At 65.3% G+C, this 22160-nt stretch carries 22 protein-coding genes; 12 read left to right on the top strand and 10 right to left on the bottom strand.

The window, feature by feature from the left end; translation table 11 throughout:
- Window positions 1–54 precede the first annotated feature (54 nt).
- The 3 genes from KK137_RS11665 to KK137_RS11655 all read left to right on the top strand — a co-directional run bounded on the left by KK137_RS11665 (window position 55) and on the right by KK137_RS11655 (window position 2294).
- Entirely contained in the window at window positions 55–1026 is a 972-nt protein-coding gene (locus KK137_RS11665) for a glycosyltransferase family 2 protein (RefSeq protein ID WP_214536590.1), read from the top strand.
- Window positions 1027–1089: 63 nt separating this feature from the next.
- Window positions 1090–1572: a UPF0262 family protein gene (locus KK137_RS11660; RefSeq protein ID WP_214536589.1), complete on the top strand. Its 483-nt coding sequence runs from the start codon at window positions 1090–1092 to the stop codon at window positions 1570–1572.
- Window positions 1573–1595: 23 nt separating this feature from the next.
- Window positions 1596–2294, top strand: coding sequence for a glycoside hydrolase family 25 protein (locus KK137_RS11655; protein ID WP_214536588.1), 699 nt, complete (start codon window positions 1596–1598; stop codon window positions 2292–2294).
- Window positions 2295–2376: 82 nt separating this feature from the next.
- Here the strand turns inward: KK137_RS11655 and KK137_RS11650 are convergent, their stop codons facing one another.
- Window positions 2377–2748 carry a hypothetical protein gene (locus KK137_RS11650; protein WP_214536587.1) on the bottom strand — a complete coding sequence of 124 codons (372 nt, stop codon included), beginning with the start codon at window positions 2746–2748 and terminating at the stop codon, window positions 2377–2379.
- A gap of 174 nt (window positions 2749–2922) precedes the next feature.
- Between KK137_RS11650 and KK137_RS11645 the strand changes: the two genes are divergently transcribed.
- Together KK137_RS11645 and KK137_RS11640 are read left to right on the top strand one after the other, a co-directional pair.
- Window positions 2923–4191: a Rieske 2Fe-2S domain-containing protein gene (locus KK137_RS11645; RefSeq protein WP_214536586.1), complete on the top strand. Its 1269-nt coding sequence runs from the start codon at window positions 2923–2925 to the stop codon at window positions 4189–4191.
- 113 nt (window positions 4192–4304) lie between these two features.
- Window positions 4305–5027, top strand: a complete 723-nt coding sequence (locus KK137_RS11640; protein ID WP_214536585.1) for an HAD family hydrolase — start codon at window positions 4305–4307, stop codon at window positions 5025–5027.
- Between the two features lie 6 nt (window positions 5028–5033).
- Here KK137_RS11640 and KK137_RS11635 read toward each other — a convergent pair whose 3' ends face one another.
- Complete coding sequence (locus KK137_RS11635) at window positions 5034–5837, bottom strand: lipid II flippase Amj family protein (protein ID WP_214537490.1); 804 nt, start codon at window positions 5835–5837, stop codon at window positions 5034–5036.
- An 83-nt stretch (window positions 5838–5920) separates the two neighbouring features.
- Window positions 5921–7051, bottom strand: a complete 1131-nt coding sequence (locus KK137_RS11630; RefSeq protein WP_214536584.1) for an aminotransferase class V-fold PLP-dependent enzyme — start codon at window positions 7049–7051, stop codon at window positions 5921–5923.
- Between the two features lie 173 nt (window positions 7052–7224).
- On the opposite strand from KK137_RS11630, the gene KK137_RS11625 reads away from it, so the two are divergent.
- Both KK137_RS11625 and KK137_RS11620 read left to right on the top strand, forming a co-directional pair.
- On the top strand, window positions 7225–7626 hold the full coding sequence (locus tag KK137_RS11625) for a hypothetical protein (RefSeq protein WP_214536583.1): 402 nt from the start codon (window positions 7225–7227) through the stop codon (window positions 7624–7626).
- A 130-nt stretch (window positions 7627–7756) separates the two neighbouring features.
- Window positions 7757–8161, top strand: coding sequence for a hypothetical protein (locus tag KK137_RS11620; RefSeq protein ID WP_214536582.1), 405 nt, complete (start codon window positions 7757–7759; stop codon window positions 8159–8161).
- A gap of 1 nt (window position 8162) precedes the next feature.
- Here KK137_RS11620 and KK137_RS11615 read toward each other — a convergent pair whose 3' ends face one another.
- From KK137_RS11615 to KK137_RS11590, 6 genes are all read right to left on the bottom strand, one after another.
- Window positions 8163–8564 (bottom strand): acyl-CoA thioesterase, encoded by a 402-nt coding sequence (locus KK137_RS11615; RefSeq protein ID WP_214536581.1) that lies wholly within the window; start codon window positions 8562–8564, stop codon window positions 8163–8165.
- 612 nt (window positions 8565–9176) lie between these two features.
- On the bottom strand, window positions 9177–10427 hold the full coding sequence (locus KK137_RS11610; RefSeq protein WP_338028056.1) for a cytochrome b/b6 domain-containing protein: 1251 nt from the start codon (window positions 10425–10427) through the stop codon (window positions 9177–9179).
- The gene (locus KK137_RS11605) at window positions 10408–11202 is read right to left on the bottom strand and encodes a hypothetical protein (protein ID WP_214536579.1); all 795 of its coding nucleotides are present in this window, start codon (window positions 11200–11202) and stop codon (window positions 10408–10410) included. The genes KK137_RS11610 and KK137_RS11605 overlap by 20 nt, the downstream gene beginning before the upstream one ends.
- Window positions 11202–11576 carry a DUF6152 family protein gene (locus tag KK137_RS11600; protein WP_214536578.1) on the bottom strand — a complete coding sequence of 125 codons (375 nt, stop codon included), beginning with the start codon at window positions 11574–11576 and terminating at the stop codon, window positions 11202–11204. The genes KK137_RS11605 and KK137_RS11600 overlap by 1 nt, the downstream gene beginning before the upstream one ends.
- Window positions 11577–11587: 11 nt before the next feature.
- On the bottom strand, window positions 11588–11992 hold the full coding sequence (locus tag KK137_RS11595; RefSeq protein WP_214536577.1) for a DUF6152 family protein: 405 nt from the start codon (window positions 11990–11992) through the stop codon (window positions 11588–11590).
- Window positions 11982–12857, bottom strand: a complete 876-nt coding sequence (locus tag KK137_RS11590) for a hypothetical protein (protein ID WP_214536576.1) — start codon at window positions 12855–12857, stop codon at window positions 11982–11984. Before KK137_RS11590 ends, KK137_RS11595 begins: the two co-directional genes overlap by 11 nt.
- A 155-nt stretch (window positions 12858–13012) precedes the next feature.
- Between KK137_RS11590 and KK137_RS11585 the strand changes: the two genes are divergently transcribed.
- From KK137_RS11585 to KK137_RS11575, 3 genes are all read left to right on the top strand, one after another.
- Window positions 13013–13591, top strand: a complete 579-nt coding sequence (locus tag KK137_RS11585) for an ANTAR domain-containing response regulator (protein ID WP_055925183.1) — start codon at window positions 13013–13015, stop codon at window positions 13589–13591.
- The gene (locus KK137_RS11580) at window positions 13588–14802 is read left to right on the top strand and encodes an ABC transporter substrate-binding protein (RefSeq protein ID WP_214536575.1); all 1215 of its coding nucleotides are present in this window, start codon (window positions 13588–13590) and stop codon (window positions 14800–14802) included. Before KK137_RS11585 ends, KK137_RS11580 begins: the two co-directional genes overlap by 4 nt.
- Before the next feature lie 310 nt (window positions 14803–15112).
- Window positions 15113–16327 (top strand): alginate export family protein, encoded by a 1215-nt coding sequence (locus tag KK137_RS11575; RefSeq protein ID WP_214536574.1) that lies wholly within the window; start codon window positions 15113–15115, stop codon window positions 16325–16327.
- Window positions 16328–16332: 5 nt separating this feature from the next.
- Here the strand turns inward: KK137_RS11575 and KK137_RS11570 are convergent, their stop codons facing one another.
- Window positions 16333–18030 carry a bifunctional protein-serine/threonine kinase/phosphatase gene (locus KK137_RS11570; RefSeq protein ID WP_214536573.1) on the bottom strand — a complete coding sequence of 566 codons (1698 nt, stop codon included), beginning with the start codon at window positions 18028–18030 and terminating at the stop codon, window positions 16333–16335.
- Window positions 18031–18122: 92 nt separating this feature from the next.
- On the opposite strand from KK137_RS11570, the gene KK137_RS11565 reads away from it, so the two are divergent.
- On the top strand, window positions 18123–19331 hold the full coding sequence (locus KK137_RS11565) for a nitrate/nitrite transporter (protein WP_214536572.1): 1209 nt from the start codon (window positions 18123–18125) through the stop codon (window positions 19329–19331).
- Window positions 19332–19669: 338 nt separating this feature from the next.
- On the top strand, window positions 19670–22159 hold the full coding sequence (nirB, locus tag KK137_RS11560; protein WP_214536571.1) for a nitrite reductase large subunit NirB: 2490 nt from the start codon (window positions 19670–19672) through the stop codon (window positions 22157–22159).
- Window position 22160: the final 1 nt, after the last annotated feature.

Raw genomic sequence — 22160 nt, 5'->3', positions numbered from 1 at the left:
GCCTGATCACTCTGATCAGGTCGCCAACATTCCCGCCTTTACCGGAGCAACGCGATGCCTGTGATCACCGTCGTTTCGCCGTGCTACCAAGAGGAAGATAACGTCGAGATTTGCCACGAAACGGTGAGAAGGATCTTCGAAGAGACACTGCCCGGCTATACTCGCGAACACATTTTTGCCGACAACGCATCCACTGACGGAACGCTCGAGAAACTGCGCCAGATCGCCCAAGCCGATCCGGCAGTCAAAGTGATCGTCAATGCGCGCAATTTCGGCCTGTTCCGCTCTACCTTCAACGCTTTTCGGTACGCGACCGGCGATGCCATCCTTTTGATGCTGCCGGTCGACCTTCAGGATCCGCCGGAGATGCTTCCCGATTTCGTGAAGCTATGGGAGCAAGGCTATCAGGTTGTCGCCGGAGCCCGGCTCGAGCGGCAGGAAGGGGCGATCATGCGTGCCTGCCGCCGGCTGTTCTATGCCATCGTCAACAAGCTGGCCGATTTCGAGATTCCGGAAAATGTCGGCGAATTCCAGCTCGTCGACCGCAAGGTCCTCGACGCGATGATCGGGCACGAGGATCAATACCCTTACATCCGCGGCCTTGTCGCGTCCGTCGGCTTTCGTCGCGTGATCGTCCCTTACACCTGGGTGACGCGCGAGCGGGGCAAGTCCAAGTTGCGCATCTGGACACTGGTGGACCAGGCGTTGAACGGAATCTTCGCCTTCACCAGCGCACCGATGCGCCTGGCCACTCTCGCCGGGTTTACCCTGTCGGCGCTGTGTGTCGCCTACGCGATAGCGATGCTCGTGGCCTATTTCGTCCTTCCAAACGCAGCACCTCGGGGCATTACGACCTTGTTGGTCTCCCTGTTCTTCCTGTCGGGGGTCCAGATCGCGTTCATCGGTATGCTCGGGGAGTACGTAACCGCGATCCATGCCCAGGTCCGCCATGGCGGTGTCGTGACCGAGCAGGAAAGGATCAACATAGATCGTCCGGATACTCCCGGGGGCCCACCACCGAAATGACTTGATCACGCGGTCCTTCGGGCCTTGCCCAATCCCTGCTGCATCTGCGAAAGACGCTGGGTCATGTCTGACGACCGCATCGCCAAAATAGAGCTCGACGAAGCCACGATCCTCAAGCGCAGCTCCGATGTGGAGCAAGAGCGTGAGGTCGCGATGCGCGATCTCGAGGCGGACAACCGGTTCCGGCCCACGCTCGCGGCGTCGAACGGCTTCGAGGGACCTTGGACGCTCAAGCTGACGGTCGCGGACGGAAGGCTGTCGATGACGCTGCGCGATCGCGATGGAGCGGATGCGGGCGGGATCGGGCTCGGGCTGGCGCGTTTTCGGCGCGAGGTGCGGGAATACTTTGCGATCTGCGATTCGTATTACCGGGCCTTGCGCAAGGCCTCGGCGAGCGAGATCGAGACCGTCGACATGGCCCGACGCGCGATTCACGATCGCGCCACGCGTCATTTGCTCGAAGCGCTGGAGGGAAAAGTCGAAACTGACTTCGCCACCGCGCGTCGCCTCTTTACGCTCATCTGCGTCCTCCATATCAGGGCCTGAGGAGGCGGGACCAAGTTAGTTCGATGGGGAGGAAGCGCGCGATAGGATGGCGCGGCCGCGTGGCCGCGACGGTGGTGCTGGCGGCGATGGTCGGCAGCGCCTGGACGTGGTGGGTCGCCCGCCACTGGGCACCCGCGCGCGCCGAATTCCCGGTCCAGGGCGTGATCGTCGGCGCTGACGACGGAGAGACCGATTTCAGGGCCTTGCGCGCGATCGGCGCGGATTTCGCCTACCTCGAAGCCAGCAGCGGCGCCTCCGCGCGCGATCCGGCCTTTGCCCGCAACTTGCGCGAAGTGCGCGGCACGGGGCTGCGGTTCGGTGCGGTCCACATATACGACCCCTGCGTCCCGGCCGACCGGCAGGCCGCCAATTTCGTAACCATCGTCCCGCGTGACGCGGCACTGCTGCCGCCAGTCATTTCCCTCTCGCGCTCCACCGAAGGTTGCCACGATCCGGTGAGTGAAGCCGGCGTCGAAAGCGAGCTGACGACCTTCCTCAACCAGGTGGAAGCGCACACCGGCCAGCCCGCCGTGCTCAAGATCGCGCCGGAATTCGAGGATCACTACCACATCGCCGCGCGGGTGGAGCGCGGCCTATGGCTCGAACGCGACTGGCTCCAGCCCGACTATGCCGGGCGGCCCTGGACCTTGTGGACGGCCAACTCCTCGCTGCGGACCGAAGCGGGATCGACGCCGTTCCGCTGGGTCGTTTTGCAGCCTTAATGGGGTGAACAGCGTCGCTGATGGCGAGGATACTCCCCGTTGCCCACGCGACAGGGAGGATCCAAACGGATGCTCAGGCTAATTAGCGAATGGAGTTGCCGGAATCACCGATCGTCCAGGCGCTCACTTCGCAGACGTTGACGTTGCGCTGCTCGACGGTCTTCTCGTTGCTCAGCACCGCTTTGAGGTCATAGAAACACTCCTCGGTGCCGTTATCGATATCGGCCTCGATGGTTTCGCCGGGACCCAGGGTCCGCTGGCCGAGCAAGTCTTCTTCCCAGGTGTCCGAAGAAACCGGGGAGGCGTAGAGCTCGCGCAGCGTCACGCTCGTGTAGTTTTCGACCACCACCTTGCGGTTCTTGCCGTCGGACGCCGCCCAGGCCGTTCCCGGAATTGTCGCGGCGATAGCCAGTGCCGCCACGAAAGCTTTCGCCCCGCGCATGCTTGCTTGCATTACTGCCCCCTTCGAATTTCTGCCCTCTGCTGTGGGGGCACAATACGCGTGAGGGGCACCCGCGACAAGCGCACCTGCAGGGGGTTCTTTCGCCAGAACGTTCGCGTGCTAAAGTGACACCGAACCGCTGACGGCGCCGCCCGAGCAGCGGCGTTTGGGAAGAGGACTTTGGCGATGATGACCTCGGCCGACAACGAGTTGCTGACCCGGATCGGACCCGACACCGCGATGGGCGCGATGCTCCGCGAGTATTGGGTCCCCGCTTGCCGCTCAGCGAAGCTCGAAGCCGATGGCGCGCCCGAGCGACTGCGCCTGTTCGGAGAGAACTTTGTCGCTTTCCGCGCCACCGACGGTCGCGTCGGCTTCATGCAGGAAGCCTGCCCGCACCGCTGTGCCAGCCTCGCGCTCGCGCGCAACGAGGGGAACGGCCTCCGGTGCGTGTTTCATGGCTGGAAGTTCAGCGTGGAGGGCAAGTGCGTCGATGCCCCGACCGAGCCACGGGTCCAGCGCGAACGGTTCGCCGAGAGCGTCCCGGTGCGCAGCCACCCAACCCATGAGGCCGGAGGTCTGGTCTGGGTTTACATGGGCCGGAAGGAAAGCCCACCGCGCTTCCCCGACTACGAGTTCACCAACCTGCCCGAAGGCCACGTCCAGCCTTACCGTGGGATCATTCGCACTAATTGGCTGCAGGGCCTGGAAGCGCTGCTCGACTCCGCACACGTCACTTTCCTCCACTCGGCCAATCTCAACTCCGATCGCGGACGCGACTATTTCAAGGCCGAGAGCGACTACATGCTCAACGACGGGGCACCGGCCTTCGAGTTCGACGAGCGCCCCTACGGTTTCCGCGAAGGCGCGATCCGCGAGGAGGGAGCGGCGCGGAGCTATGCGCGGGTGCGCGAGGTCGCGTTGCCGTTCTTCTCGTTCATCCCGTCCGCGCCGCGCGGTGCCAGGATCGTGTGCTGCTCGATCCCGATAGACGATGTGACCACCGCACAGTGGTACATCGCCTACGACACTGACGCGCCGCTCAAGCCGAACTTGTTCGGAGCCTTTGGCATGTGGTCGGGCGATCCCGACCACTTCAACTCGGACATGGGTGACGCCTCCAACCTCTGGCACCAGGATAGGCAGGCGATGAAGGAAGGCCACTGGTCCGGGATCACCGGTCGCGGCAATGCCTATGAGGACTTTGCCGTGCAGGAATCGATGGGCCCGATCGTCGACCGCAGCCAGGAGTATCTCGGCACCTGCGACAGGGTGATCTACCGTGCCCGCAAGCTCCTGCTCGCAGCGGTGAGACGGCATCGGGACACGGGCGAGCTCTCGTTCGTCGGCGACGATATCGACTACCGGGCTATCCGCGCGGTCAGCTTCGCCTTTCCGCGCGGGGCGGACTGGCGCCAGGTCGACCCCTACGAACTGCAAGAAGCGGCGGAGTAGCGGTGTCTCTGAAACGGTGTGTTCGCTGGCCCGTGGCGGCGCTGTGTGCGCTCGCGTCGCTCCTGGGCGGTTGCGCGGCGGCTGTGGTCGCTCCGGTCCTTGCGGCTGGCACCATGGTTGCCGCGGGTGAGAAGAATGACCGGCGTGAAGAACCGGCAGCGGAAGCACCCGCCGATGCGCCTGCCCCGCATTTGACTCTGGTCGATCCGGCCGCTTTTACGCCTCGCTCAACGTCACCGGGAAGCGCGCCGCCCATGACGGGCGAGGGATGGCGGTCTTTTGTGGACTTCGCGCTGGAGAAAGGTCGCGCATTGACGGGGGGCGAACCAGTTCCCTCGGCGCTCTTGATGCCGGGTGTGGCGCTCGGCCGGCCGGAAAGGGTGCCTTGCAAGAATCTTACACCTGGGGTCATCGTCGATCTCGATTTGGGAGACGCGGTCTTTTCGCCAAAGGACGACACTCAATCCACCTGGGGCTTGGCCGATAGCTTGGCGCGGTTGCGCGCCGCCGGGGTGGTGGTGATGTGGGTATCGGGGGCGGACGCCAACAGCGTGGCTGAAATCGGAGCCGCGCTGCGCACCTCGGGACTCGACCCGGCGGGTAAGGACCCGCTGCTGCTGGTCCGCAATCCGGACGAGCGCAAACAGGTGATGCGGACCGAGGCCAACCAGGTCAGCTGCGTCATCGCCATTGCCGGCGACCGCCGCGGCGATTTCGACGAGTTGTTCGATTATCTGCGCAACCCCGACTTCGCGCTGGAGCTGGACGCCCTTCTGGGCGACGGATGGTTCATCGTCCCGCCGCCATTAAGCAAAGCGTGGACACCGACGAACTGAGCAGCCTCAGACGTAGTTTGCGACCCAGGCCACAGCCATCGCCGAAGGCACGAACAACGCCTGCGCAAGCACGGTTCCCACCAGGCGGCTGAACGAAATCCACACGATCGTGCGGCGGAACAGCGGCTCGCTGACCCGGCCTTCGACAACGTCGTCGGTCATCACCGATAGCTGCGGATCGATCAGGGCGAACAGCAGAATCGTCGCGAACCCATTGATCACGGCGGACAACTGCGAGGCGGTGACGCGGAACTCGGGGTTCAGGTAGCCGGCGTAGAGCGAGGCCAACACGCCGACCGTCAGCAGCGCCTGGGCCAGACAATTGGCTAGCAGCACGCCCCAGCCAACCCCGCGGGGAAGGGCGAGGTCGCGCAACTGGCTGGCACGCGGCATCGCCAGCGAATCCCGGATGGTCCGCATGCCGGCCGGCGTTGCGCTCTGCAGCAGCATGCGGGTGGTCGAGCGGTGCTCCTGGAAATAGCCGATGGCACGGGCGAACAGCCGCTGCGCCGTCGGAACCAGCAGAATTCCGACGAACACCGCGATCGATGCCGACATGAGAACCAAGCGGAAATCGCCGAGCAGCGCTTCGCCGCCGTTGTTGGAAATTCGCACTTCGATCCGCTTGGCCAGGAACGGCCCGAGGAAGCTGTTCGACATGCGCGAGATCAGAACGAGGATGTTGAACAGCGCGAAGCTCATCGCGATTCGCCGCGTGCGCACGCCTGCGATGCGCGCGGCATAGGCCAGCGTGCCGATGAGGTTGATGCCGGCCGTCAGCAGGCAGATCACGAGGAGCTGGGGATCCATGTCCATGACGCCAGATTAATCGAGCGTAAGCGGGGCCGCCAGCAAGCGCCGGCGGCTATCCCCCTTTGCGACAGACCGGAGTTTCAGCTCAGCACCGCGTCGAACGCATCCGAAAGCCGTCCCAGACTGCCCGGCACGTCCTTGAGCTTGTCGAGCCCGAACAGGCCGAGGCGGAAGCTCTTGTAGTCCGGCCCTTCGTCCACCATCAGCGGCACGCCCGCGGCGATCTGCAACCCTTGAGCGGCGAACTTCTTGCCGTTCTGGATTTCGGGATCGTCGGTAAAGCTGACCACCACGCCCGGCGCCTGAAACCCCTCTGCCGCGACCGACCGGATTCCACGCTGCTCGAGCATGCGGCGCACGGCATTGCCCTGCTCCCATTGCGCGGTCTTGAGGGCTTCGAATCCCAGAGCCTTGGTCTCCATCATCGACTTGTGGAACGCCCGCAACGCATCGGTCGGCATGGTCGCGTGGTAGGCATGGCCGCCGCTGAGATAGGCTTCCATGATCGCGTTCCACTTGTTGAGGTCCATCGCAAAGCTGGTGGTCTGCGCGGCCTTGCACTTTTCGAGCGCCGTTTCGTTCATCATCACCAAGCCGGCCGAGGGCGGGGCGGACCAGCCTTTCTGCGGGGCGGAAATGAGGATGTCGACGCCGGTGTCCTTCATGTCGACCCAGACCGTGCCCGAGGCGATGCAGTCGAGCACGAACAGCGCGCCGACTTCATGCGCGGCCTGGGCCACGGCGCGGATGTAGTCGTCAGGAAGGATCATGCCCGAGGCGGTCTCGACGTGCGGAGCGAAGATCATGTCGGGGCGGTCGCTGCGGATACGCTCAACCACTTCCTCGATCGGTGCAGGAGCGAACGGCGCCTGCGCGCCGTCACCTTGGCGACGGGCCTTCATCACGATCTCCTCCGAAGGGATCGAGCCGGTCTCGAAGATCTGCGTCCAGCGATAGGAGAAGAAGCCATTGCGGATCACCAGCGCTTTCTTGCCGGTGGCGAACTGGCGGGCGACCGATTCCATCGCGTATGTCCCGCCGCCGGGCACCACGACCGCACGGTGAGCGCCGTAGACCTCGCACAGCGTCGCGTGGATGTCGCGCATGACCTGCTGGAAGGCCAGGCTCATGTGATTGAGCGAGCGGTCAGTGAAGACCACCGAATATTCGAGCAGGCCGTCGGGATCGATGTCGTTGCGCAGCGCGGGCATGGGGTTCTCCTTCTGCCGTGCCCGATTCACCCGATTTGCGTGGTAGTCAAATTTATCCGAGCGTCGCGGCGCGCCGGTTCCTCTTGAGCTCGTCGAAGGACGTTGTCGGCCCTCACGCACTGAGTTACAAAATCCCGGAGGCGCAACGACGCCTGACGATGGAGGGGTATCCGATGTTCAAGACAATCCGTTTCGCGGCGATTGCCGCGACAGCTTCGCTGATCGCCGTGCCGGCCCTGGCGCAGTCTTCGCCGGTGCTCGGCACCTGGGCCACCGCGGTCGACGTGCAGGGCCAGAAGATCGAAGCCGAGATGACCTTCTCCCAGGCTGGCGGCGCCTATGCCGTGGCGATCAAGGACGGCCCGATGCCGGGCGCTCCGGCCGATGCCCCGCCAATGGAAAGCAAGATCTCCGACGTTGTGGTCGACGGATCGAAGTTCACCTTCAAGCGCGCGCTGACCACGCCGCAGGGCGCGATGAACCTGACTTACACCGGCACGGTCGAGGGCGACAAGCTGACCGGCGAGGTCGGCTCCGACTTTGGCCCAATCGCCATTACCGGCACACGCAAGTAAAGACTTAAGAGAAGGGGCCTGCCGGCATCCGTTGCCCCGACCGGCCAGATAGCTTTTGGCGCGTGGCACAAGCTGCGGTACAAAAGCGCTGGCCGGTATGGGGCGGCTCCTGACGATGGAGGGATGCTCGATGCTGAGGACAATCCGTTTCGCCCCATTCGCCGCCGTTGCTTTGCTGGCCGCCGCGCCTGCCATGGCCGCCGACTCTCCGGTCGTCGGCACCTGGGCCACCGAAGCCGTGACGGACTTCGGGACCTTCAAATCCACGCTCACCGTTGCCGAGGCGGCGGACGGCTATCAGGTCGACATCAAGGACGTGCCCCTCGAAGGCGCTCCGCCTGCGCCGCCCTCGCCACCTGGATCGATCAGCGATGTCGTGGTCGACGGTTCGAACTTCTCGTTCAAGCGCAAGCTGACGACGCCACAAGGTGAGATGCAGTTCTCGTACACGGGCACCGTCGACGGCGACAAATTGACGGCTGAGGTCGACACCGGCCAGTTCGGCAAGATCCCGGTCACCGGCGTCCGCCAGTAGGCTATTTCCCGGAGAGAAAGCTCTCGATCACCGCGCGCGCGGGTCGTGTCGGGCGGCGGGTTTCCGCGTCGAGGCAGCACCAGCTCGAGCGGACTTCGGCAACGACCTCTTCACCGCGGCGGATCAAGGTCTCGTAGAACGCACGGGCGCCCTGGACTTTCTCCAGCAGGACTTGCGCTACTGCGGTGTCGCCGAGGAAGGTAGGCCGTCGGTAAGTGATCTCGTGCTTGAGCGCGACCCACAAGTGCCGGGCCACTGCTTCGGCCGGTGCGCGCGAACGCCAATGGCCGATCACCGCGTCCTGCACCCACGACAGATAGCTGGCGTTGTTGACGTGCCCCATAAAGTCGATGTCCGCCGGATCGATCTCGATCGGATGCAAGTAAGGGGATGCGCTGTTCACAGTAGTGTAAATAGCACGGCGTCAAGTCGACGGGAAGAAGGATGCTTTGGATGTTGGTCTTGACAAATATAACCATATCGGTTATATGCCCCGCCGTCAGAATGCCACTGACACCAGCGACGGGTGCGGGAGCGGTTAGCGCTTCGCTTTCTCTCCCGCGCAAGGCCGGCGCCCTTCCGACATCGTCAGAGGGTGTCCGCAGGATACGGGGATGACAACCGCTGGCGGGACCTGCGAGCCCTAACCGCCAGCGCCCCCTATCCGACAGGGCCGAGCAGCGAGGTTTGCCGCAGCCCTCGCCGCCGTTCGCACTCCATGCTCGCGCAAGGCAATCCTGTGACGCCCAGGACGCGCCGGCCTTCGCCCGTCCGCGACTTTGGTCTTCCCGGCGTTAGGCCCGCACTCGCCCGCGGGTGGTTGGCTGTGCCTGCTCTCCCCTCCCGCTCGCGGGAGGGGGATACCCTCCAGATCCTCTCCGAGCTGGCTCGGGGAGGGGGACCGCCGACGCAGTCGGGGGTGGAGGGGCTCTTGTGCTGTTCCGCTTGCCCCTCCGTCACGCGCCTTCGGTGCGCGCCGCCTCCTCCCCGAGACGAGCTCGGAGAGGATTAGCGCTCACGGCTCTCGGCCAACCGCATCGAAAGCGAAGTTCAGCGCCACCGATCCGCCGAGGCCAGCCGCTGACTCTCCCGTGCCGACACCGAAGGCGTTGCGGTCGATGCTGGCGCTGCCTTCGACATGCCGGCGCAACCCCTCACCCGAAAGGGTGAAGGTCAACGATTGCGGCTTGCTGGCACCCTTGAGCGAAAGCGTGCCGTCGGCGCGGTAGCGGTTGGGACCGGTCTGGCGGACCGAGGTGCTGCGCCAGGTCGCGGTCGGATGGGCCGAGGCGGCGAGGAAGTCGGCGCCCACCAACATGCCGTCCATCGTCTCGTCGCCCACCGAGGCGCTGGCGAGGTTGATGTTCATGCGGATGTCGGCGCTTTCCGGGTTCTCCGGGTCGAACTTGATCGACCCGCTCCAGTCAGAGAAGCTGCCCTTGTAGCTGTCCGAACCGCTGGTGACGGTGAAGCCCAGGCGACCCCCGCGCTGGATCGCCCAGGTTGGCGGCGGGCCGGCTTCTTCCTCTTCGACCGCTTCGGTTTCCTCCGCCACCGGTGTTGCCTCGGCGATGGGAGTGGCCGTGGTGGCAGGGGCGGCCGCGGGAGTGACGGTGGGGCCGTAGCCGCCCGCCGCCACGACGTCGGTGGCGATCTTCATGCCGGTCCCGAAGTAGACCACGACCACCAGTGCGGCGAGCAAGCCCGCAAGTCCAGCCGATCCCCTCGGTCCCATGCGCTTAAGCAGTCCGTCCTTGACCAGGAACTGGTGCCGCAGAGCGCCCGCGACGTGGAGCAGGAACAGCGCGATGCCTATCCAGGCGAGCAGCTCGTGACCCTCCTCGGCGATTTCGTGCACGCCGTGGGGCAACGGCAGGTGCGGCCACGGAATGGCGCCCCAGAACATCGTCGGCACCTGAATGCGCGAGGTCGAGACCACCGCCCACCCGGTGAGGGGCGCGCCGATCATGAACACGTAGAGCAGGACATGCACCGCCTTGGCGAGAAAGCCGTTGAAGCCCCTCTCGACCGCAGGCGGCGGGCGATGGGTCAGCCGCCAGGCGAGGCGGGCCAGCGTGAGCAGCAGGATCGTGATCCCGACCGACTTGTGGAGCTGGTAGAGCGCAAAGCCTCGTTCGTCCTTGGGCATGGCGAAGCCGAGCGCGAGCTGAAACGCCAGCGCCAGCGCGATCGCCCAGTGGAGCAGCATCGCGACGGAGCTGTAGCGCTGCTGCGCGGCGGCGGAATCAATTGTACTCAGTTTCACCCTCCTCGTTGACCGGGTTGCGGTCATTCTCCGAGCATTGGAATTCGTAAAGCTTGCCGTAGCGGTCGCGCCGGTAGCGGGTCGTCACTTCGAAGGGTTCGACCAGCGCCTCAGGGTCCTCCATTCGCATCTCGTTGACAAGTATGTCCGGGTTGGTGGGATCGAGATGGATGCGCTCGGTCAGGACGAACTGGTCGGAGTGCGGCCAGCCGGTGTCGATCTCCAGGTCCGGGGAGACGCCGCGAGTTTCGACCACCAACGTATCGCCGTCCCAGCGTCCCACGGAATCGCCCATGAAGCTGGGATCGGGGTCCTCCTCGTGCGCGCGGCCGTCGGTCCAGATCGTGCGGGTCTGCATCCAGGCTTCCTGGTTCACAGTGACGCGGCCAGGGGCGAAGATGAACTCGTAAGGGTACTGCGCCAGCCGCATGATCCGCGGCATGCCAGGCGGGCTACAGTTGGAGCGGTTGCGCCGCACGACCCCCTCGCGAGAGCGGGCATCGGCGACCCATTGCTCGCGCTTGGCGAGATATTCGCCCTTGAGCTTGGGCTCGGCCGGCGTGGTGCCGGGCGCGGGCGGCCCGCCCATGACGAACCAGATCCCGCCCCAGTCGGGCAGCGCGTCGAGAGCGGCGTATTGCCCCTTGGGATTGGCCGCACCCTGGCCCTCCGTGACGCCCTCGGGCGGCGGCGACTGGGTCGCGGCCCCGAGCTGCGCGGCAGCGGGCGTGGCGAGGCAGAGAGCGGCGCAGGCGGCGCCTGTAAGGAGCCGCATCAGCTCACCGTGCCCAGGGTCGATCCGTCGGGCAGCTTCACGCCGGCGTAGCTGCCGCCGCGGTCGCCGCTGCGCAGCGGGTGGACCCAGATCTTCACCTTGTCACCCGGCTTGAGCGAAGTACGCTTCCAGCCTTCCTGGGCAAGGTTGTTGGGGCTGGTCATCTCGATCGCCCAGCGCTCCGTCCCCGCCTTGGTGGCAACGTCGGCTTCGATGAAGGCGTGCGGGTTCTGCCACTTGAAGCGCACGACCGAGGCGTCGAGCACCACGGTCTTCTGCATGTCGAACATGGCATAGCTGTGATGCGCGGCGGCGGGGATCGCCAGCGGTCCCAGCAGGAGCGCCGCGAGCGGGAGTAAGCGAGTGCGGGTCATGATCCTCTCCATCACAGCCGCGGGACATTCACCGGAGTGCCGTTCTTCGGCAAACCGGAATCGAGCACTTTGCCGTTGGCAAGCTTCACATCGAGGAACAGGCCCCCGTGCTTGCCGTCGCGCAGCGGGTTCATCCGCAGCGAGACCTTGTCGCCGGGCTTGAGGGCGGTGCGCGTCCAACCCTGGCGCTTGAGGTTGTTGGGGCTGTTGAGCTCGATGCTCCAGTGCACCGGCTTGCCTTCGGTCGGGACGTCGATCTCGATGAAGGCGTGCGGGTTGGTCCACTGGAATTCAGTCACCGTGCCGTCGAGCGTCATGATCTTGCGCTGGTCGAACATGGCAAAGCTGTGGTGTGCCAGGGCCGGGGTGGCGATCATCGCCGCGGCCGCAAAGGCTATTGCCGCCCTACTTTTCATTGGAAACTCCCTCGACTTCACTGTGCCCCCGTTCCTCGGCGGTCTCGCTGCCGAGGTTGGTGCCGGGCAAGTTGGCATTGTACTGCAGGATGCAGTTAGCCTCGTTGATGTCGGTGTGGTCCGCGCGATTGAAGCGCTTGGTCGATCGCCACTCACCCTGCCACATCTGCGGATCGATCAGGGTGTATTCGACCTCCATGACCTTGCCGCCGTCGACCAGCTTGATCCGTTCGATCAGTTCGAACTGGTCGGAGATCGGGATGCCGAGGTCGATGTAGTGGTTGTCGGTCTCGAAGTAGGTGGTGTGCACGACCAGCGTGTCGCCCTCCCAGCGGCCGATCGATTCGCCGTTGTAGCTCGGGACCACAAGGTCGGGATCGCTATGTTCGCGACCGTCGAGGTAAATCGTCCGCACCGAGTTGTTGAAACCGCTGATCACGTAGATTGCGGTCGGCAACTGGATGAACGCATGCGGCCACACGCGCGTCATCAGCATGGGCATGCCTGGGGGGTAGCACTGGCCGATCGCGTCGCGATAGGTCGTACCGCGAGCCTGGGCCTTGGGCGCCTCTATCAACGCCTCGACGCCCTCGGGGCCGAACTTGGGGTAGGGCGGACCGAACATATAGTCGGCAAAGCCCTTGGACAGGTCGATGAACCAGGTCCCGGTCAGGTCGAACGGCGCGGCTGGCCGCGCCTTCTTAAGGTTCTCGGGGGCCAAGGCCCCGAGGTATCCCGGGTGCTTGGGCACCATCTGCTCCAGCCGCTCCGCCGGGATCGGCGTGAGCGGACGGACCACTTCCGGTTGCTGTAACTCCCCTGCGTCCTGCGCACCGGCCGTCGCCGGAATCAGCGCAAGCGTCATCAATGCTATGCCTCGCCAGGCAGAACTTCGCCGCACCCTATGCCTCCCCTATGCCGCTTGTTGCGGCTGATTTTTCAATATCATTGCCCTGTCTTTTTGACTTTGACCAGCACCGGACTTGTCATTTACCCGTTGTGCACTGCAATAGGGCGGGAATGAGGATTGCGATCGTCGACGAAAGCGCCAGCCGGGCCTCGATCATCGAGGAGGGTCTCGCGCAACTTCCCGACATCGAGCTGTTCGTGCTGACCGAACGGCGCGGGCTGTTGGCGCGCATCGAGGAGATCGCGCCCGACGTCGTGCTGATCGACCTCGGTAACCCTTCGCGTGACGTGCTGGAGGAATACTTCACCGTCAGCCGCGTAGTGGCCCGCCCGATCGCGATGTTCGTCGACGAATCGGATGAGGAGGCGATTGGCGCTTCGATCGATGCCGGGGTTTCGGTCTACGTGGTCGATGGTCTCGCCTCGAACCGCATTCGTTCGGTGCTCGACCTCGCGGTGCGGCGCTTCAACGCGTTTGCCCGGCTGCAGTCGGATCTGGCCGAGGCGAAGGGCAAGCTGGCCGAGCGCGAGACCGTCGACAAGGCCAAGCGAATCCTGATGCAAAGCAAGGGCGTGACCGAGCCGGAGGCTTACGCCGAGCTGCGCCGCAAGGCGATGAGCTCGAGCCGCCGGATCGTCGACATTGCCGAGGCGGTCGTCACCGCCCATGAACTGATGGGGGGCGAATGACCGAGCACCTGACAATCGGCTTCCTGCCACTGGTCGATGCCTGCCTGCCGATCCTGGCGCACGAGCATGGCTTTGCCGAGGAAGAGGGCGTGGCGCTGAGCTTCCAGCGCGACGTAAGCTGGGCGACGGTGCTCGACCGGCTGCTCTACGGCCACAGCGACGCGGCGCACCTGATCGCGCCGCTGGCGATTGCGACGACCCTCGGCAGAGGACGGCCGGCGCAGCCGCTGGCGACCCCGTTCGTGCTGGGCCTTAATGGCAACGCGATCACCTTCAGTCCGGAGCTTGCGGCCAAGGTCGCGGAGCCGGGCAAGCTATCCGATCCCGTTCGTCTGGGTGCGGCCCTGGCCGACGAGGCGCGGGCGAGAGCGGCAGCGGGGAAGCGAATCCGGTTCGGCGTGGTGCATCGCTATTCGAGCCACAACTACATGCTGCGCTACTGGCTTGCGGCTTCGGGCATCCGTCCGGACGAAGACGTCGAGATTGTTACAGTGGCGCCGCCCTTCGTGGCCGATGCGCTGGAGACCGGGGAGGTCGACGGGGCCTGCGTTGGCGAGCCGTGGAATAGCGCCGCCGTCCAGCGCGGCGTCGGGGTGATCGTGTTGGCGACGGCGCAGATCTGGCGGCGCGGGGTGGAGAAAGTGCTCGCTTTCCGCGCCCCGGTCCTCGAGGCAAGGCGGCCGGCGGTCGAGGCGCTGATCCGGGCGATGCGCAAGGCGGGGGCGCATTTCGTCGACCAGGCCAATTGGGAGGCCAACGCGGAGATTCTCTCGCGGCCAGAGTACCTGGGATCCGATCCCAAGCTGATCCTTGGAGCGATCTCCGACCGCCTGGTCCTGGTCCAGGGCGCGGAGCCGGTGCAATACCACGACTTCATGTTCCAACACCGTGAAGCAGCCAACTTCCCCTGGGTCAGCCAGGCGCAGTGGCTCTACACCCAGCTGCTGCGTTGGGATCACACTCCCTACTCGGCAGAGGACGCGGCCGCGGCGGCGCGGGTGTTCCGGCCCGATGTCTACCGCAGCGCGCTGATCCAGACGGGCGACTTGCTGCCGGGTGCCAGTTCGAAGGTAGAGGGCGGAGTCGGCAAGCTCACCGCCGTGACCGCTCAGCAAGGCGCCATGGTCCTCTCGAAGGATACCTTCTTCGACGGGCGGACTTTCGATCCGGACGACCTTGAACGTTACCTCGAATCGCTGCGTCGCGGCTAATTTCGCTGCGCTGCAAAATTTCTCTTTCGCACCTGCAGCGATTGCGATAACCATCGTCTGTCCGGATGGCGCACCCGATGGCGGGTTAGCCTCTTTTTCCGGACCAAATTCACCATGCGTGGCAACGTCGCCGCCCGATCTGGCCCCTTCTTGCGGGTCTAGTCGAGGCGGCTTTTTCGTATTTTGCCCGCAGGAGAGGCGCGAGCGGCATGGGGGTCGTTCGCGAAGTTAGTCTTGTCGCGCTTCGGCGCGTTTCATCGCGGGCAATGGCGCTCGCTTCTCACGCGATTTCGCAAAGGGAGGTGTGCGCATGCGTTCGACGGTATTCCTGCTCACTATTGTATCTGCCCTGGCCTGGACCGCTCCGGCCGCCGCGGCGCCCGGCGATCCTGTCGACCTCGGCAACGGGGTCATGCTCGACCCGATCTTCGCGGCCCGGCTGCGTTATGAGACGGTCGACCAGGCGAACCTGCCCGACAGCGCCGACGCGCTGACCCTGCGCGCCCGGATCGGAATTGAGCTCAAATCTTCGGGCCTTTCGACACTGATCGAAGGCGAAGGCACCCTCGCTCTGGTCGACGATTACAACGACACGATCCCTGGCAATGGCGTCGAACCGTTTCCGATCGTGGGTGATCCGGAGAACCTCGAACTCAACCGGTTCCAGGTTTCCTATCTCAAGGATGGTACCGGCGTGACCCTGGGCCGGCAACGAATCATCCTCGACAACGCGCGCTTCGTCGGCAACGTCGGCTGGCGGCAGAACGAGCAGACTTACGACGCCGTGCGCGGGCAGGCCAAGCTCGGTCCGGTTACGCTCGATGCGACTTATTCGGTCTCCCAGCGGACCGTGTTCGGTAAGGATAGCCCGAACTCGCACTACGACGGCGACTTCGTGTTCCTGGGCGGCGGGGTCGACCTGCCGGCGGTCGACATCAAGGCCTTCGCCTACCTCCTAGACTACGATACGCGGCTAGCTTTCTCGAGCCAGACCTACGGCTTCCTTGCAACCGCGGGGCTCGACCTGCCGGCGATCGGCAAGCTGAGCGGGCAACTGAGCTACGCGTCGCAGTCCGACTACGGAGCCAACCCGGTCAGCTACCAGGCCGATTACTTGAACGCCCAGGCGACTCTGAGCCTTTCGAGCTTCAGCCTGACCGCCGGTTACGAAGAGCTCGGCAGCGACGGCGGTAGGGCCGCGGTCCAGACCCCGCTTGCAACCTTGCATGCCTTCAACGGCTGGGCGGACCTGTTCCTGACGACGCCAGCAAACGGCCTGCGAGATTACTACGCCACGCTCGGCACGACCTTCGGCGTGACGTTTTTGCCCAGTCTCAAGGCGGACCTGACCCACCACCGGTTCGACAGCGATTTCGGTGGGCTCGACTACGGTTCGGAGTGGGATGCCTCGGTCGGCTTCAAGCTCGGCCCTGTGGCGCTGCTGGCCAAGTACGCCAACTACAACGCGAAACAGTTCGCAATCGACACCGAGAAGGTCTGGCTCCAGGCGGAGGCGGCGTTTTGATGCGCTCAGCCCAGCAAGAGCGAGGCGATCAGCGCCGCCGCCAGCAGCCCGCTGACGATCTGCCAGAAACGCACCGGGTCGCGTTCGATCAACGGGCGTCCGCGCAAGGCGGCGAGCTTGAGTTGCGGGCCGCCGCCTTCGAGCGACTGCAGCAATTCGACCACGTCGTTGAAGCGCGCCCCCGGGTCGGGCTGGATCGCGGTGAGGATGGCGTCGTCGAGCCAGCTCGGGATCTCGGGCCGATGACGAGAGGGCGGCACGGGCCGTCCGAAGCGAGGGCGCTGGAAGGCCTCCTGTTCGCCGAAGGGCCATTCGCCGGTGAGCCAGCGATAGAGGGTGACGCCGAGCGCGAATTGGTCGGTCAGCGCGTCTCCGGCGTTCCCGTCGAACTGCTCGGGGGCCATGAAGCCGGGAGTGCCGGGGATCTCGTCGCCGTGGAAATCCTCGACCTTCGGCAGGCGCGCGACGCCCAGGTCGATCAGCTTCAGCCCGCCCTTGACGGTCAGCATGACGTTCTCGGGCTTGATGTCGCGGTGGACCACTTCGAGCCGGTGCAGCGCGGCGACCGCGCGGGTCAGGCTGATCGCCTGATCGAGCGCTTCCTGCAGGGGCGGGAGGCCGCGGCTTTCGAGCCTCTTGGCCATGGTTTCGCCTTCCAGCAGTGGCTGGACGCAATAGAGCGCGGTCTGGCGGTCGGGGCGGATCGGGTGTGCGGCGATGACGAACGGGCTCGACACGCGCTGGGCCAGGAGCAACTCGCGTGCGAAGGCCAGGCGGGCGGAGCGCGAACTCAGGGCATTGGGGCGCGGGAACTTGAGCACGACCTTGCTGCCGTCCTCGGTGTCGACCGCTGCCAGCAGGATCGCGTACCGCCCTTCGCTCAGCACGCGTTCCACGCGGAATCCGTCGATGCTGGTGCCGGGCGCGAGCGGCTCGATCGCAGGAAGGCTCGAAAGCCCGGCGAGGATCCCGTCGTGGTCGGGCTCGGGCAGGCGCACGACATCGATCACCAGCGCGGTCGCGTTGTCCTTGGTTCCGGCAGCCAGGGCGGCTTCGACGATCTCGTCGGCGGTGGCTTCGGCGGAAGTCTCGCGGGCGAGCAGCGCGGCGATACGGGTGGGCGAGAGGGCACCGTGCACGCCGTCGGTCGTCAGCAAGAGGCGGTCGCGCTCCGCCAGTTCCAGCGTCATGTGGTCGAGCCGCAGTTCGGGCTCCATGCCCACGGCGCGGATCAGCACGTGGCGCAAGTCGGGCTCGGGCCGGACGTGGTCGGTCGTGAGGCAGCTGAGCCGTCCACCGGAATAGCGCCAGGCTCGGCTGTCCCCCGCATGCACCAGATGCGCGCGCCTGCCACGCAGGGCGATCGCGGTCAGCGTCGTGCCGCTGTTGGTCATGGCCGAACCGCGCGCCTGGGTGTGCAGCCAGCGGTTGTAGGCGGCGAGCGGAATCTGCATTCCGCGCGCCGGCCCGAGCGTGTCGGGCACCGCATAGAAGCCCTCGATCAACGCCCGCACCGCGAGTTCTGCTGCCGTGCGGCCTTGCGCTCCGCCGCTGACCCCGTCGGCGACTGCGGCGATCACGCCATGGCGCACGCGTTCGAGCGCGGTGCCGAGGTGGATGCCGCCGAAGTCCTGGTTGTCGTCGCGCGGGCCCGTCGCTGTCGCGAAGCCCGCCGCCAACACCAGTTCGCCCGCAAACCGCATCAGTTCTCAACCCCTCGCGTGACGCGCCATGCGCCCGCACGTGAGGAAACCAGTCCCTGTTACTTTGCGTCAAGCCCGGTAAGGAGTGCAGCATGACCAAGAGCTTTTGGCAGTCGGGTCACAGACCCACCCTGCTCGCAGCGTTTCTCTATTTCGACGTCTCTTTCATGGTCTGGGTCATGCTTGGACCGCTGGCCCCGATCATCTCGGGCGAGCTTGGGCTCGATCCCGCGCAGAAGGGCCTGATGGTCGCGGTGCCGACCTTGGCCGGAGCGGTGCTGAGGATCGTCAATGGCCTACTGGTCGACAGTATCGGCCCCAAGAAGACCGGCACCCTCAACCAGCTGATCGTGATCGTCGGCCTCCTGATCGGCTGGTGGTTCGGCATCGACAGCTTTGCCGGAACGCTGGTGCTTGGCGTGCTGCTAGGCTTTGCCGGGGCGAGCTTTGCCGTGGCCTTGCCGCTCGCCAGCCGGTGGTACCCGCCCGAGCATCAGGGCAAGGCCATGGGTCTGGCCGGGATGGGCAACTCGGGCACAGTCCTCGCCGCGCTCTTCGCCCCGGGTCTGGCCAAGCTGTTCGGGTGGAACGCGGTACTCGGCCTCGCGGTGATCCCGCTCGCGGCAATCTTCGTGGTCTACCTCGTCCTCGCCAAGGACAGCCCCGACCAGCCCGCGCCCAAACCGCTCGCGGCCTATGGCGAAGTGCTCAAGGACAAGGACGCCTGGTGGTTCATGCTGTTCTACGGCGTGACCTTCGGCGGCTTCGTCGGCCTGTCCAACTCGCTGTCGATCTGGTTCACCGACAACTTCGGGCTGAGCCCGGTCATTGCCGGATACTGCACGGCCGCCTGCGTGTTCACCGGCTCCCTCGTGCGTCCTTTCGGCGGCGCGCTGGCCGATCGCTTCGGCGGTATCAGGACGCTGACGGTGGTCTACATCGTCGCGGCTATCGTGCTGGCGGTGATCAGTACGCATCCGGCCACGCTGCCGCTCGCCCTCGCTCTGTTCGTGGTGGTCATGGGCACGCTGGGCATCGGCAATGGCGCGGTGTTCCAGCTCGTACCGCAGCGGTTCCGCAACGAGATCGGGGTGATGACCGGCCTGGTTGGCTTTGCTGGCGGAGTCGGCGGGTTCTACCTCGCTTCGTCGCTTGGGTTTGCCCAGAAGCTCACTGGCAGCTCATCCGCGGGGTTCCTGATCTTCGCCGGCTTGTCGCTGGTGGCGCTGGCGGGGCTTACCGCAGTAAAGGGCCGCTGGCGGACGACTTGGGGGGCGGCCCTCCAGGGTGCCCGTATCTGAGGAGGGCGTACCGATCCTCCCTGTGAGCGAAGCTCATGGGGAAGAGGCGGTGGCGGAGGGGCGCCAGCCCCTCCGCCACCGCCTGCGGCGGAGGTCCTCCTCCCCATCGCTGCGCGAAAGAGAGGATTTTATGCTGCAGTGCAAAAATCGCTTGCCCGAGATTGCGCGAATCAGGTAAGCCTTAGCTCAAGCGGAACCGGCCTCGTCCACTGACGGACGAAACCAGGCCGAACCGCTCCAAATCAACATCGCGTGGCAATGGCGCCGCCAGTCTCCCCGGAAGGGCACGACTTGGCGGCTTTTTTTGCGTGCGCGATCGGTCCGAAGGGGTCTGACGAGTGAACGCACCCACGAGCTTCGACAAGGCCAGCGCCTTGAGGGAGAAATTGGTCGTGATCGGCAACGGCATGGCCGGTTGCCGCGCGGTCGAGGAGATTCTCGCCCGGGATCCCGAGAGGTTCGACATCACCATCTTCGGCGCCGAGCCGCGCGTGAATTACAACCGCATCATGCTATCGCCGGTGCTGGCCGGCGAGAAAACCTTCGAGGAAATCGTCCTCAACACCGCCGACTGGTACGCCCAGAACGCGATCGAGCTGGTCAGCGGCGATCCTGTCGATCACATCGATCGCACGCGGCAGACGGTGGTCAGCCGGTCGGGCCGGGTTGAGCCCTACGACAAGCTGCTGATTGCGACGGGCTCCGATCCGTTCATCATCCCCGTGCCTGGCCGCGACCTGCCGGGCGTGGTCACATTCCGCGACCTCGATGACGTGGACAAGATGCTCGCCGCGGCGGGACAGGGTGGCAACGCCGTGGTGATCGGCGGCGGACTGCTCGGGCTCGAGGCGGCCCATGGTCTCAGCCTGCGGGGCATGAAGGTTACCGTGATCCACCTGATGCCGACGCTGATGGAGCGCCAGCTCGACGAGGCCGCCGGGTGGTTGCTCAAGACCGAGCTCGAACGGCGCGGGCAGACGATCCTGACCGGTGCGGACACGCAGGAGATCATCGAGAAGGACGGCCATGTCGCCGGAGTGCGGCTGAAGGACGGGCAGGAGATCGCGGCGGACATCGTGGTCATGGCGGTCGGCATTCGCCCTTCCACCAGGCTTGCCAAGACCGCCGGGCTCGACTGCGAACGCGGGGTGATGGTCGATGACCACATGGTCACTTCCGACCCGAACGTGCTCGCGGTCGGCGAATGCGTGCAGCACCGAGGACTTTGCTACGGCCTCGTCGCGCCGCTGTGGGAGATGTGCCGCTCGCTCGCCGATCACCTGACCGGAAGCCCCAGCGGCTACCTTGGATCGGTAACCTCAACCAAGCTTAAGGTATCCGGAATCGACGTGTTTTCGGCCGGTGATTTCTCGGGCGGAGACGGCGCCGAGGACATCGTCATGCGCGACGCCGCCCGCGGGGTCTACAAGCGGGTGGTGGTCAAGGACGACAGGATCGTAGGCGCGGTGCTCTACGGCGATACCGCCGATGGCAACTGGTACTTCGACCTGCTCAAGAAGGCCGAGGACATCTCCGAGATCCGCGACGGCCTGATCTTCGGCCAGGCGTTCGCGCTGGGCGGGGGTGCCAACGCGGACCCTAATGCCGCCGTTGCCGCCCTTTCGGACGACGCAGAAATCTGCGGCTGCAACGGCGTATCCAAGGGCAAGGTCGTCGAAACCATCCAGGCCGGGGCGTGCAGCCTCGACGCCGTCCGCTCGCAGTGCAAGGCCTCGGCCAGCTGCGGTTCGTGCACCGGGCTTGTCGAAAGCCTGCTGGCCCTCACCCTCGGCGACGAGGTGCAAGCCGGGGCGAAGACGCTGTGCAAGTGCACCAGCTTCACGCACGATGACGCCCGCCGCCTGATCGTGGAAAAAGAGCTGCGCGCCATGCCGCAGGTCATGCAGGAACTGCACTGGACCACGCCCGACGGCTGCGCCTCGTGCCGTCCGGCGCTCAACTACTACCTGCTCTGCGCCTGGCCCGGCGAGTACGAGGACGACCAGAAGAGTCGCTTCGTCAACGAACGGCTCCACGCCAATATTCAGAAGGATGGAACTTACTCGGTCGTGCCCCGCATGTGGGGCGGCCTGACCAACCCGCGCGAGCTGCGGGCGATTGCCGACGTGGTCGAGAAGTACGATGCGCCGATGGTCAAGGTGACCGGCGGCCAGCGGCTCGACATCTTCGGCATCAAGAAGGAAGACCTGCCCGCGGTCTGGGCCGACCTTAACGCCGCCGGGATGGTCTCGGGCCACGCCTACGGCAAGTCGCTGCGCACGGTGAAGACCTGTGTCGGCAGCGAGTGGTGCCGCTTCGGCACTCAGGATTCGACCGGCCTCGGGGTCAAGATCGAGCAGATGACCTGGGGCAGCTGGATGCCGCACAAGTTCAAGATCGCGGTCAGCGGCTGCCCGCGCAACTGCGCCGAAGCGACGATCAAGGACTTCGGCGTGGTCTGCGTCGACAGCGGTTACGAGCTGCACGTCGGCGGTAACGGCGGGATCAAGGTGCGCGCCACCGACCTGCTGTGCAAGGTCAGCACCGAGGAAGAGGTGATGGAGCACTGCGCCGCCTTCATCCAGCTCTATCGCGAGGATGCGCACTACCTCGAACGCACGGCCCCGTGGCTGGAGCGCAAGGGGCTCGAGTGGATCAAGGCGCAGATGTTCGCCGATCCCGACGCGGTCAGACGGCTGGCGGCACGGTTCCGCCATTCACAGAAGTTCATGCAGGACGATCCCTGGGCCAAACGCGCAAGCGGCGATCGCAGCGATCTTCACCAGCACCTCGCCACCGTCCGCCCGGCGCAAACGGAGTACGCGTAAC

It is taken from the genome of Croceibacterium selenioxidans (assembly GCF_018599195.1).
GTDB classification, from domain to species: Bacteria; Pseudomonadota; Alphaproteobacteria; order Sphingomonadales; family Sphingomonadaceae; genus Croceibacterium_A; species Croceibacterium_A selenioxidans.
Note: the sequence above shows the minus strand (reverse complement) of the source record. Positions and strands in the feature narration are given on the sequence as shown.